11 protein-coding genes are annotated in these 12,616 nt (G+C 64.0%); 5 read left to right on the top strand and 6 right to left on the bottom strand.

Annotation, left to right across the window (positions count from 1 at the left end):
• Nucleotides 1-15: 15 nt before the first annotated feature.
• From ACEN8U_RS27640 to ACEN8U_RS27630, 3 genes are all read left to right on the top strand, one after another.
• On the top strand, nt 16-954 hold the full coding sequence (locus ACEN8U_RS27640) for a carbohydrate ABC transporter permease (protein ID WP_013587499.1): 939 nt from the start codon (nt 16-18) through the stop codon (nt 952-954).
• A complete protein-coding gene (locus ACEN8U_RS27635; protein ID WP_013587500.1) occupies nt 944-1,801 on the top strand; it encodes a carbohydrate ABC transporter permease in 858 nt (285 codons plus the stop codon). The genes ACEN8U_RS27640 and ACEN8U_RS27635 overlap by 11 nt, the downstream gene beginning before the upstream one ends.
• A gap of 89 nt (nt 1,802-1,890) precedes the next feature.
• Nucleotides 1,891-3,006, top strand: coding sequence for an ABC transporter ATP-binding protein (locus ACEN8U_RS27630; protein ID WP_041745058.1), 1,116 nt, complete (start codon nt 1,891-1,893; stop codon nt 3,004-3,006).
• A gap of 129 nt (nt 3,007-3,135) precedes the next feature.
• Here ACEN8U_RS27630 and ACEN8U_RS27625 read toward each other — a convergent pair whose 3' ends face one another.
• From ACEN8U_RS27625 to trxB, 5 genes are all read right to left on the bottom strand, one after another.
• Nucleotides 3,136-4,053: a LysR family transcriptional regulator gene (locus tag ACEN8U_RS27625; protein ID WP_015001999.1), complete on the bottom strand. Its 918-nt coding sequence runs from the start codon at nt 4,051-4,053 to the stop codon at nt 3,136-3,138.
• Nucleotides 4,054-4,236: 183 nt separating this feature from the next.
• Nucleotides 4,237-4,896 carry a glutathione S-transferase family protein gene (locus ACEN8U_RS27620; protein WP_310105843.1) on the bottom strand — a complete coding sequence of 220 codons (660 nt, stop codon included), beginning with the start codon at nt 4,894-4,896 and terminating at the stop codon, nt 4,237-4,239.
• Between the two features lie 126 nt (nt 4,897-5,022).
• Complete coding sequence (locus ACEN8U_RS27615) at nt 5,023-5,643, bottom strand: trimeric intracellular cation channel family protein (protein ID WP_028360408.1); 621 nt, start codon at nt 5,641-5,643, stop codon at nt 5,023-5,025.
• On the bottom strand, nt 5,643-6,413 hold the full coding sequence (locus ACEN8U_RS27610; protein WP_015002002.1) for a Smr/MutS family protein: 771 nt from the start codon (nt 6,411-6,413) through the stop codon (nt 5,643-5,645). Before ACEN8U_RS27610 ends, ACEN8U_RS27615 begins: the two co-directional genes overlap by 1 nt.
• 284 nt (nt 6,414-6,697) lie before the next feature.
• Nucleotides 6,698-7,699 carry a thioredoxin-disulfide reductase gene (gene trxB / locus ACEN8U_RS27605; protein WP_006048502.1) on the bottom strand — a complete coding sequence of 334 codons (1,002 nt, stop codon included), beginning with the start codon at nt 7,697-7,699 and terminating at the stop codon, nt 6,698-6,700.
• A gap of 322 nt (nt 7,700-8,021) precedes the next feature.
• Between trxB and ACEN8U_RS27600 the strand changes: the two genes are divergently transcribed.
• Together ACEN8U_RS27600 and lolA are read left to right on the top strand one after the other, a co-directional pair.
• Nucleotides 8,022-10,337: a DNA translocase FtsK gene (locus ACEN8U_RS27600; protein ID WP_310105846.1), complete on the top strand. Its 2,316-nt coding sequence runs from the start codon at nt 8,022-8,024 to the stop codon at nt 10,335-10,337.
• A gap of 373 nt (nt 10,338-10,710) precedes the next feature.
• Nucleotides 10,711-11,454, top strand: coding sequence for an outer membrane lipoprotein chaperone LolA (gene lolA, locus ACEN8U_RS27595; protein WP_310105849.1), 744 nt, complete (start codon nt 10,711-10,713; stop codon nt 11,452-11,454).
• A 147-nt stretch (nt 11,455-11,601) separates the two neighbouring features.
• Here lolA and ACEN8U_RS27590 read toward each other — a convergent pair whose 3' ends face one another.
• Nucleotides 11,602-12,504: a LysR family transcriptional regulator gene (locus ACEN8U_RS27590; protein WP_310105852.1), complete on the bottom strand. Its 903-nt coding sequence runs from the start codon at nt 12,502-12,504 to the stop codon at nt 11,602-11,604.
• Between the last annotated feature and the right edge of the window lie 112 nt (nt 12,505-12,616).

Below are 12,616 nucleotides of genomic sequence, written 5' to 3'. Positions count from 1 at the left end.
AGCAGGAGTCGAGTAGTGACTGCTTCTATCAGCGGAAACGGGAAAACGGCTACCGTCGCCCGCCGCGCGTCGCCCATGGCGGCCCTTGCCGATCGCTTCATCCCGAAGCTGGTGCTCGCACCCAGCGTCGTGATCAGCCTGATTTTCGTTTACGGCTTCATCGCCATTACCGGCTATCTGTCGATGTCGAACTCGCGGTTGATGCCGCGCTACGACTTCGTCGGTTTCGACCGTTATCGCGAACTGTTCGATAACGACGTGTTCTGGACTTCGGCCGCGAATCTCGGCTGGTTCGGTATTCCGTTCATCGGCATCTGCATCGGCCTCGGTCTCTTTCTCGCGATTCTGCTCGATCAGCAGATTCGCAACGAAGGCGCGCTGCGCGCGGTGTTCCTGTACCCGATGGCGCTGTCGTTCATCGTGACCGGCACGGCGTGGCAGTGGATCATGACGCCGAGCATCGGCCTCGAAAAGGTCTTTCACGACTGGGGCTGGACGAGCTTCTCGTTCGGCTGGCTCGGCGACCCCGACAAGGCGATTTTCTGCGTGGTGATCGCGGCGGTGTGGCAATCCACCGGCTTCGTGATGGCGCTGTTCCTTGCGGGCCTGCGCGGCGTGGACGGCGAAATTTTCAAGGCGGCGCAAATGGACGGCGCGAGTCTGCCCACCATCTACCGCAAGATCGTCATTCCGAGCATGCGTCCGGTGTTCTTCTCCGTGCTGCTGATTCTTTGCCACATCACGATCAAGACCTTCGACCTCGTCGTCGCGTTGACGGCGGGCGGTCCGGGCACGTCGTCGTCGCTGCCGGCCATTTTCATGTACACCTTTTCGTTCAATCGCGGGCAACTCGGCGTCGGCGCGGCATCGTCGATCATGATGCTCGCCACCGTCGTGGCCGTGCTCGTGCCGCTCATGTATCTGGAATCGAGGAGCACCCGCAATGCAGCCTAAGATGACGATCAGCCGTGCCGTCATTTACGCGGCGCTGATTCTGTTTGCCCTGTACTTCCTGTTTCCGCTGTACGTGATGCTGTCCACGTCGTTCAAGGACATCGATCAGCTGCGCACCGGCAACCTGCTCACGCCGCCGTCGCACTGGACCGTCGATCCGTGGATCAAGGCATGGAGCGGCGCCTGTACCGGCGTGCGCTGCGACGGCATGCAGCCGTTCTTCATGAACTCCGTGCGCATGGTGATTCCGGCGGTGCTGATCTCGTCGATCATCGGCGCGTTCAACGGTTATGTGCTCACGCACTGGCGTTTTCGCGGCGCCGATCCGATCTTTACGATGCTGCTGGTCGGCTGCTTCATTCCGTTCCAGGCGATCCTGTTGCCCATGGCGCGTTTCGAAGGCGCGCTCGGCCTGTCGAACACGACGACCGGTCTCGTGGTGGTGCACGTGATCTACGGTATCGCATTCACGACGATGTTCTTCCGCAACTTCTACGTGAGCGTGCCGGCCGAACTCGTGAAGGCGGCGCGCATCGACGGTGCCGGTTTTTTCACGATCTTCACGAAGATCCTGCTGCCCGTGTCGCTGCCCATTTTCATGGTGTGCCTGATCTGGCAATTCACGCAGATCTGGAATGACTTCCTGTTCGGTATCGTGTTCTCCGGCGTCGATTCCATGCCGATCACCGTGGCGCTGAACAATCTCGTGAACACGTCGACGGGCGTGAAGGAATACAACGTGGACATGGCCGGCGCGATCATCGCCGCGCTGCCCACCTTGCTCGTCTACATCGTGGCCGGACGTTATTTCGTGCGCGGCCTGACGGCCGGCGCAGTGAAGGGCTGAACCATTCGAAGCCGGCAGCGCTCGACCCACTCAGCGCTGCCGTCAAACAGACGTTTTCAGGCAGTACCAGAGACTAGAGGATTCACAGCATGGCAAGCCTTTCCATCCGTGACGTGTACAAGACTTACCCGAACGGGGTGCCGGTTCTGAAGGGTGTCAACATCGACATCGAAGACGGTCAGTTCCTGATTCTCGTCGGCGGCTCGGGCTGCGGTAAGTCGACGCTGCTCAACATGATTGCCGGCCTCGAAACGGTGACCAAGGGCGAGATCCAGATCGACGGCAAGACGGTGAACAACCTCTCGCCGAAAGATCGCGATATCGCGATGGTGTTCCAGTCGTACGCGCTGTATCCGTCCATGACGGTGCGCGAGAACATTTCGTTCGGCCTGAACATCCGCAAGGTGCCGAAAAGCGAGCAGGCGCAGATTGTCGACCGCGTGTCGAACACGCTGCAGATCACGCATCTGCTGGATCGCAAGCCGGGCCAACTGTCCGGCGGCCAACGCCAGCGCGTCGCCATGGGCCGCGCGCTTGCGCGCGATCCGGTGATGTTTCTGTTCGACGAGCCGCTTTCGAACCTGGACGCGAAGCTGCGTATCGAGATGCGCTCGGAAATCAAGCTACTGCATCAACGCCTCGGCACGACGATCGTCTACGTGACGCACGATCAGATCGAAGCCATGACGCTCGGCGACCGCATCGCCGTGATGAAAGACGGCATCGTGCAGCAATTCGGTGCGCCGCAGGACATTTACGACTCGCCGTCGAACCTGTTCGTGGCCGGCTTTATCGGCGCGCCGCCCATGAACTTCATTCAGGGCAAGCTCGTCGAACAGGGCGCGGGCGTGGGCCTCGAACTGGACACGGGCGTGACGCGCACGGCGCTCGTGCTGCCGTTCGACTCGGCGAAGGTCAAGTCGCACATCGGCCGCGAAGTGATTCTCGGCTTGCGCCCCGAGCGCATTACCGATTCGCGCGGCGCGCACGGCGACCACGGCAAGCTGCAACAGATCGAAGTGAAGGTCGATGTCATCGAGCCGACCGGTCCGGACACGCTCGTGTTCGCGCAGGTCAACGGCAAGCGCGTGGTGAGCCGCGTGCACCCGGCGTCGAATCCGCAGCCGCTGACGAACACGACGCTGCTGTTCGATACGTCGAAGGCGGTGTTGTTCGATCCGTCGAACGAGGAGCGGATCGCTTGAGTCAGGCTGACTGCCGCATAGACCGCGGCGTCTGTCAGTTTTGAAGCAAAAAGCCCCTTGGGTCGCGAGACCCAAGGGGCTTTTCTTATGCGCTTCTTTCCAACGGCTTCGGCGCTGAAGCGTCAAACGTCAGGCCTCCGGCAGGCGCAAGTCCGGATTGTTGCGCACGAGTTCCGTCACCCATTCGGTGAACGCGCGCAGCCGCGAGCTGAGATTGCGGCGATGCGCGTACAGAATGGACAGCGGCGTGCCGGGGCTCGTGTAGTCGGTGAGAATTTCCTTCAACACGCCGCGCTCGATCAGATGCGCGACCATGAAGCGCGACGGTTGAATGATGCCGTGGCCGAGCGCGCCCGCGCGAATGTAGACCGAGCCGTCGTTCACCGCGAGCACGCTCTTCATCGCGACTTTTACGATTTCACCGTTGACTTCGTACTCGAACGGAAAGGTCTTGCCGGTGCGCGCCGACACGTAGTTGACCGCGCGGTGCTCGCTCAATTGATCGAGCGTGGTGGGCGTGCCGTATTTCTCCAGATACGCGGGCGAAGCGCACGTGACGATTCGCGCATGACCGATGCGCCGCGCGACAAGGCTCGACTCTTCCGGCGTGCCCATGCGGATCACGCAATCCACGGCGTCCTGGATCAGGTCGATGTTGCGGTCGGCGAGACCGAGCCGCACGTCGATTTCAGGGTAGCGCCGGTAGAAGTCGTCGAGTGCGGGCAGCAGGAGCGCGCGGGCGAGCGTGCCCGAGGTGTCGACGCGAATCGTCCCTACGGGGTTCTCCCGCTTGTTCGACAGCGACGACTCCGCGTCGGCGACTTCCGCGAGAATGCGCACGCAGCGCTCGTAAAAGAGCGCGCCGTCTTCAGTCACGCTGACCTGGCGCGTCGAACGATTGAGAAGCCGCACGCCCACGTGTTCTTCGAGCGCCTGAATCGTGCGGCTCACTTTCGCCCGCGGGAGGTCGAGCGATTCGGATACTTTCGTGAAGCTGTTTGCCTCGACCACACGCGTAAATATCTCCATCGCTTCGAAACGGTCCATGTTTGGCCTTGTATGTAATGAGCGGAAATTGGTTTCGACGTGAAGTGTATAGGCTCACATGGATGTTGTCCGCAAGGGGCCGCCAGGCGGGGCGGCGGGTGCGGTCCCGCCTGGCCCGCTCAGGTGCCGCCTCAGGTGCCGCTCAAGTGCCGCTCAAGTGCGCTTCGTTGCGCTCAGTCCCAGTCAGTCCCGCTCAGGCGCACCCAGCGGAAACAGCGGGCGGTAGGGCCGTGCTTCGTCGACGGCGCGGGCAAACGACGGGCGCGCCAGCAAGCGCTCGCGATAGGCGCGCACCTGCGTGAACTTCGGATCGATCGCGTGCGTCCAGTCGGCGTAAAAAAGCGCGGGCGCCGCCGCGCAATCGGCGAGGCTGAAGCTGCCGGCGGCGGCCCATTCGCGGTCGACCATGGTTTTGTCGAGCCACGCATAGGCCGTGTCGAGCATCGCGCGCGCTTCGGCGACGCCGCGCGTGTCGCGCTCCGCCTCGGGGCGCAGGCGGTCCGTCACGATCTTCTGCACCGGCGTGGAAATGTAGTTGTCGAAGAAGCGGTCCATGCCGCGTACGTCCAGCGCCGCGCGGGCGTCGGCGGGCACGAGCGCAACCGGCCCCGGATAGTGAAGACCGAGATATTCGATGATGATGGTCGCCTCCATCACCGTGCGCCCGCTGTCGACCAGCACCGGAAAGCGCCGGATCGGCCACAGTTCGGCGAATTCGGCCATGATGCGCGGGTCGTCGTGCGCGAGCAGCCGGAACTCGAACGGTGTGCCGTTCTCGTACAGCGCGATCAGCGCCTTCTGGCAGTAGGATGAAAAAGGGTGGGCGTATAGCTTGAGGCTCATCGTGATCACCTTCGACGGTTAAAGGGTTGTTGCGGCCCGGCAGGGCCGTTCAAGTCACGACGAGCGGACGCGGCCAAAATCGACACGCGGGCGTTGCAGCCGCGCGAGCGCGGCGCAAAAAAGCCGCTAATGCGGCAGGCGCACGTTGAGGCGGAAGGTCGCGAGCCGCGCCAGCAGAATAAAACCGGTGGCGATGAGCACGCTGTAGACGGTGTCGAAATTCACGTAGTCGAGCAGCACATACAGCCAGCAGCCGACAAAAGCGCACGTCGCGTAAGGCCGCGAGTCGCGCAGAATCAGCGGCACCTCGTTGCACAACACGTCGCGGATCACGCCGCCGAATACGCCCGTCGCCACGCCCATCATCACGGAGGTGAACCACGGCATTTGCGCGTCGTGCGCAATCGAGGTCCCCGCGACGCTGAAGAGCCCGAGGCCGATCGCATCGGCCACCAGCAGCACGCGCTCGGACAGGAGGCGCGAGGTCATCTTCAGCAGCGTGGGGGCGAAGAGCGACATTGCAAAAATGGCGATCAGATAGTCCTGATGCTCGACCCAGTAGAACGGCCGGCGCTCCAGCAGCACGTCGCGCAGCGTGCCGCCGCCGAAGGCCGTCGCGATCGCCACGAGAAAGGTGCCGACGGCGTCGAGGCGGCGCGTCCTCGCCTCGATGAAACCGGAAATGGCGTACGCGAAGATCGCCAGCGCTTCCATGATGGAGAGCGCGAGAGTGAGTCTCGGATGGATCACCGCGGCTCCGCCGTGGGCCGCGCTTGAGCCGGCGCGGCGCCGGGTTGCAGCAGCACGACGACCGCGCCCGCGCCGCCGTCATGGGGACGCGCCTGGCAAAACGCGATCACTTCGTTTTTCTGCACGAGCCACGCGCGCACTTTGCCCTTGAGCACGGGTTCCTTGCCGATCGATCCCAAACCTTTGCCGTGAATCACGCGCAGACAGCGCAGGCCGCGCTTGACCGACTCGCGGATAAACTCGGCCAGCGCCTCGCGGGCTTCCTCGCGCCGCATGCCGTGCAGATCGATTTGCGCCTGCACGATCCAGTCGCCGCGCCGCAGTTTTCGCACCACTTCCTGGCTGACGCCGGGGCGGCAATAGGAGAGCGTTTCGTCGGTGTCGAGCAGCACCTCGGGGTCGTACTCGTCCGAGATGGCTTCGTGCAGCACCGCTTCCTCGTCGAGCCGCGTCTGCACCGGCAAGGGTGGCGGAGGGTTGCGCGGCAACGAGGCGCGCGGCGGCACGGCGAGCGGCGCCACCTCGCCGATTTCGCGGCGAAACAGATCGGCGTCCGCGGCCGCTTCGCGCTGGGCGGCCGCCGCGGCGGCGCGTTCGCGCTCGCGCTTTTGCGCATCGACCTTCAACGCGTCGCGCAGCGCGCCGAGGCCGGCCAGGCCCGCGGCCGGCGCGATCTTCGGTTGGGCCGCGGGCGCCGCCGGCTCGCGCGCGGCGGGGGCGGCGCGGGGGCGCTTCGGTTCGTGCGGATGAGGGTGGTTCTTCGGCATAGCGTGAGTGGACGCAGAAAAAGCGCGGAATGAGATCTGGAAAAGCCCGCGGACTGACACGCGCGGATTAACCCGCGCAAAGACCGCCGCATAAAACGTGACATAAAACGCGACGTAAAACGCCGCGATCCGATCACGGGGCGTCTCACGACCATAATGCGGCATCCAATGAAAAAAGGCCGCCGGCTGGTGAGCCGCGGCCTTTTTTCATTCGAACCCGATCGACCGGCCGGGCAAGGCCCAGCCGCCATTTTACCGTTGCGTGGGCGCGAGAGCGCGCTCGATCAGCGCTCCGCTTCCTGGCTCATGGCGTGTTCGCCGGCCATTTCGTTGATGGTTTCCAGATAGCGCTGCGCGTCGAGCGCGGCCATACAGCCCGTGCCCGCACTCGTGATGGCCTGGCGGTACACGTGGTCCTGCACGTCGCCGGCGGCGAACACGCCCGGCACGCTCGTCGCGGTGGCAAAGCCGTTCAGGCCGCCCTTCGTGATGATGTAGCCGTTCTTCATTTCCAACTGACCTTCGAAGATGTCCGTGTTCGGCTTGTGACCGATCGCGACAAAGAGGCCTTGCAGCGCAATGTCCGTGGTTTCGCCGGTTTGCGTGTGCTTGATGCGCACGCCGGTCACGCCGGACTGGTCGCCCGTCACTTCGTCGAGCGTATGGTTCCACTTGATTTCGACGACGCCTTCCTTCTCTTTCGCGAGCAGGCGGTCGATCAGGATCGGCTCGGCGCGGAACTTGTCGCGGCGGTGGATCACCGTCACCTTCTTCGCGATGCCCGACAGATACAGCGCTTCTTCAACCGCCGTATTGCCGCCGCCGACCACGGCCACGTGCTGCTGCTTGTAGAAAAAGCCGTCGCAGGTCGCGCAGGCGGACACGCCCTTGCCCATGAAGGCTTCTTCCGACGGCAGGCCGAGGTACTGCGCCGAAGCGCCCGTCGAGATGATCAGCGAATCGCACGTGTATTCGCCGGAATCGCCGATCAGGCGGATCGGCTTTTCGTCCAGCTTCGCCGTGTGAATATGGTCGAAGATGATTTCGGTGTTGAAGCGCTCAGCATGCTCCAGGAAGCGCGCCATCAGTTCAGGGCCCTGCACGCCGTTGGCGTCGGCGGGCCAGTTTTCGACGTCGGTCGTGGTCATGAGCTGGCCGCCTTGCGCGAGACCCGTGACCAGCACCGGCGCGAGGTTGGCGCGCGCCGCGTAGACCGCTGCCGTGTAGCCGGCGGGGCCGGAACCGAGAATCAGAACCTTGGCGTGTTTCGTGGAAGTTGCGGGCATGATCGAATCCTTTTACGGCGCACCGTCCGCCCATGCGGGCAGTGCGACTTGGCTGAAACTGTAGATGGGCATCAGTCCGGCATTATAAAGGGCAGGGCGGCGGGCTGCTCCATGAAGCTTTCCGATCGCGCCGATAGTCCGGCGCCCCGCTTAAGCGGCAAGCGCGTGTGGCCAATCGGCCAGGTTACCGTCATTTACAGCCTCACGCGGGGCACTGCGTTTACAATAGGCCGGATCGAAGTTCCGGGTCGCCGGGGCCGTGACCGCAGCCGCGTCGAACGAGGCCCGGCACACCGGATCGGCCACACACGCAACAGGATCAATGGCAAAAGCTCCTTATTCCGCGAGCGCGCAGGCATTGCCGCACCGCATGTCGCGCCTTTTCACAGAAATCCGCTGGATCCTGCAGGTCGCGCTCGGCGTTTTCCTGCTGATGGCGCTTATCAGCTACAGCCGGCGCGATCCGAGCTGGACGCACGCCGCGCAGGTCGACCACATCGCCAACTGGGCGGGCCGCGTCGGCGCGTGGACCTCGGACATTCTGCTGCTGCTGTTCGGACTTTCCGCCTACTGGTGGATCGTGCTGCTCGGCCGGCACATCTCCGCGAACTACAAGCGCATCACGCGCCATGAGGAGTTGCAGGAGGACGCGCCGCGCGACGCGAGCTGGCTCGCGGACGCCTTCGCCTTCCTGCTCGTGCTGCTCGCGTGCGACGGCATAGAGGCATTGCGCATGTGGTCGCTGAAAGTCCAGTTGCCGCGCGCGCCGGGCGGCGTGATCGGCGAGGCGGTCGCGCGCGGGGTGTCGCATGCGCTCGGCTTCACGGGCGGCACGCTTGCCTTGCTGATCGTGCTGGCCATCGGTTTGTCGCTGTATTTCCGCTTTTCCTGGCTTTCCGTGTGCGAAAAAGTCGGCGAGTCGATCATCTCGGCCGTCACTTTCGCGAAGCTGCGCCGCGAGGCGGGCCGCGACCGCAAGCTGGGCGAAGCCGCCGCGGTCAAGCGCGAGGGCAAGGTGGAAAAGGGCCGCGTGCGCATCGAGGAGCACGAACCGGTCGTGATCGTGCCGCCGGTCGTCACGCCGGCAAAGTCGGAGCGCGTCGAGAAGGAACGGCAGGTGCCGCTCTTCACCGACCTGCCGGGCGACTCCACGCTGCCGCCCATTTCGCTGCTCGATCCCGCGCCGGCCGCGCAGGAAACCATTTCCGCCGACACGCTCGAATTCACCTCGCGTCTGATCGAGAAAAAACTGAAGGACTTCGGCGTCGAAGTGAGCGTGGTCGCCGCGTATCCGGGCCCCGTCGTCACGCGTTACGAGATCGAGCCGGCCACCGGCGTGAAGGGCAGCCAGATCGTCAATCTCGCGAAAGACCTCGCGCGTTCGTTGTCGCTCGTGTCGATTCGTGTCGTCGAAACGATTCCGGGTAAGAACTACATGGCGCTCGAATTGCCGAATCAGCGCCGTCAGACGGTGAGTCTGTCCGAGATTCTCGGCTCCGCGGTTTATGCGGACGCCGCGTCGCCGCTCACCATGGGCCTCGGCAAGGACATCGGCGGCAAGCCCGTCTGCGCGGACCTCGCAAAAATGCCGCACCTGCTGGTGGCCGGCACGACGGGTTCGGGCAAGTCGGTCGGGATCAACGCGATGATCCTGTCGCTGCTGTACAAGGCGAGCGCGGATCAGGTGCGCATGATTCTGATCGATCCGAAGATGCTCGAAATGAGCGTCTACGAAGGCATTCCGCATCTGCTGTGTCCGGTCGTGACGGATATGCGCCAGGCCGGCCACGCGCTCAACTGGGCGGTCGCCGAAATGGAGCGCCGCTACAAGCTCATGAGCAAGCTCGGCGTGCGCAATCTCGCCGGCTACAACAACAAGATCGACGAGGCCGCGAAGCGCGAGGAGAAGCTGCCGAATCCGTTCAGCCTCACGCCGGACGATCCGGAACCGCTCACGCGTCTGCCCAATATCGTGATCGTGATCGACGAACTCGCCGATCTGATGATGGTGGTCGGCAAGAAGGTAGAAGAGTTGATCGCGCGAATTGCGCAAAAGGCGCGCGCGGCCGGCATCCATCTGATTCTCGCCACGCAGCGTCCGTCGGTCGACGTGATTACCGGTCTCATCAAGGCCAACGTGCCCACGCGCATGGCCTTCCAGGTGTCGTCGAAGATCGACTCGCGCACCATTCTCGACCAGCAGGGCGCGGAATCGCTGCTCGGTATGGGCGACATGCTTTACCTGCCGCCGGGCAGCGGCTTGCCGGTGCGGGTGCATGGCGCGTTCGTGTCGGACGAGGAAGTGCACCGCGTCGTCGACAAGCTCAAGGAGCAGGGCGAGCCGAACTATATTGAGGGCATTCTCGAAGGCGGCGTGACGGGCGAGGGCGACGAAGGCTCGGCGGGCGCGGGCGGTGCCGGTGCGGGCGACGGCGAGTCGGACCCGCTTTACGACCAGGCGGTGGACGTGGTGCTGAAAAACAGGCGCGCGTCGATTTCGCTGGTGCAGCGGCATTTGCGCATCGGCTATAACCGCGCCGCGCGTTTGCTCGAGCAGATGGAAAACTCCGGCGTCGTCTCGGCAATGTCGTCGAACGGCAATCGCGAGATTCTTGCGCCGGCGCGCGAGGCGGAGTGAGGCGCGCGGCTCGCGCCTCGCGGCGGGAACGGGGGCGGTTTTTTGCGGCCTATGTTGGCAACCTGAACCTTGCCGCCTGCCCGAGACGCGTGGCCGAGTCGTGTGTTTTTGCCGCTTGTAACGTTGGTTTCGAAACGTTCGCTTCTAAGGTTCGCTTAAGACTGACTGCCTAAGCTCCGGGACGAAAGGCGCCACAGTGGAATGGAGCGCGACGGACTTGCGCGTTCGCACGCAACCCGGAAATCAAGGGTGACGCGTGACGCCCGCCTCTCGCCCGGTTCGCCAGCGACCGGCAGCCAGCGGCAACACCGCCCAATACACGCGCCGCAGGCACCGCGGCCGCTCGATAAATCCAGATCAAGGGAGAAAAACTATGCAGCTATTTGCGCAGCAGCACGCACCATCCACCGGCGCCGGCCGTCCGACAGGGACGCTGGCACGGACCGTCGCGCGCCGGATCGGCGCGTTGGCGATCGGCGCGTCGATGCTCGTCGCTTCGCAGGCTTTCGCGAGCGGCACCGAGCAGTTGAAGGCTTTCGTCGCGCAGGTCCACTCGGCGCGCGGCACCTTCGTGCAGCAGGAAGTGCGCGCGCCGAGCAAGGCACAGGCGGCGAGCGGCGCAAGCGGCGTGCTGTCGACGAACGGCGGCGGCAAAAGCAGCACGTCGAGCGGAACATTCACGTTTGCTCGTCCCGGCAAGTTCATCTGGCAATACGAAAAGCCCTACGCGCAGCTGCTGCAAGCAGACGGCGACAAGCTTTACGTGTACGACAAGGACCTGAACCAGGTCACGGTGCGAAGCCTCGGCGGCGCACTCGGCGCGAGCCCGGCCGCCATCCTGTTCGGCAGCAACGATCTGGACAAGAACTTCACGTTGCGCGATGCGGGCGTGAAGGCCGGCATCGACTGGCTCGAACTGACGCCGAAAACGCGGGATACGCAATTCCAGCGCGTGGGCATCGGCTTCAAGGACGGCAATCTGCAAGCCATGGAATTGCACGACGTGTTCGGCAACGTCACGCTGCTGACGTTCTCGAACATCCAGAAGAATCCGCCGCTGCCTGCCGACGCTTTCAAGTTCACGGTGCCGAAGGGCGCGGACGTGATCAACGGCTAAGGCGCCGCTCTGCGGTTGCGCTTGACGAGGGAAGCCGCGCTGAATGCGCGGCTTTTTTGTGGCCGACGTTTGTGGCCGACGCTTGCGGCAGACCCGTGCGGCCGGTCTTCGTGCCCGCCAAGGCGCGGTTCCCGTCAAACCCGCGCGCTATGGGGCCGCGTGCGCGGCCTTCATGTCTTCGAGAAACGCCTCCACAATATCCGTTCGATGCTGCCGTGCCCGCGCGACCATATGAAACGCGACGCGGTAGCGCATGCGCGCCGGATTCAACGCCGCGAGCAACCCTTGCGCGACGAACGGCGCCGCGAAATGCCCCGGCAGATAGCCTAGGTGATGCCCGGAAAGCACGAGCATGGCGACGGCTTCCATGTTGTCGGCGACGGCGGTGATGTTGCGCGGCGCCTGCGAATCTTCGGCCTCGGGCAACGGATAGCTGCGCCACGCCCATTCGTGCGCCGCGGCCTGTTCGGGCGTGACATCGCCGGCACGGGCAAAGAGCGGATGCCCTTTCGCGCAGTAGGCAAACTGGTCTTCGGCGAACACTTCCGTGTAGTCGAGCGACGGCACGCGATGCCAGAAATAGCCGATGCCGATCTGAATGCGTCCGTTGAGCAGCAGTTCTTCGAGCTCGCCCGGCGAGCGCACGAGAATCGAAAAGCGCACGGACTGATCGCGCGAGCGGAAGCGGCCAATCGCGTCGCTGATGCGCGCACTCGCCGACACGGGCGTGTGCCCGATCATGCCGATGTCGAGCGTGCCGACGAGTTTGCGTCCCACGTTACGCGCCTGCACGCCGAAGCTGTCCACCGCGGCGAGCAGCGCGCGAGCGGCATCCACGAATTGCTCGCCGCGTGCGGTGAGGCGAAAGCCGCCGCGGCCGCGCTCGCACAGCCGGTACCCGAGGCGTGTTTCGAGCGTAGCCAGTTGCGTGCTGATGGTCGGCTGTCCGACGTTCAGTGTGGCCTGCGCCGGTGAGACGCCACCGGCATCCACAATGGCGAGGAAGACGCGGATGAGCCGCAGGTCGAGGTCGGTCAGTTGGGAGAACATGCGTCAGGATACATCGCCTGGGATCGATGTGAACGTTTTTGCGCGGCTATTTCAAGTTCGCGGGAACTGCTCAAGAATGGAATTTGGTCCGGCCGTGCATCGCCACATTGCT

Source organism: Paraburkholderia phenoliruptrix, assembly GCF_047325075.1.
Classification (GTDB): Bacteria; Pseudomonadota; Gammaproteobacteria; order Burkholderiales; family Burkholderiaceae; genus Paraburkholderia; species Paraburkholderia phenoliruptrix.
This window is presented reverse-complemented; position numbering and strand designations above follow the sequence as displayed.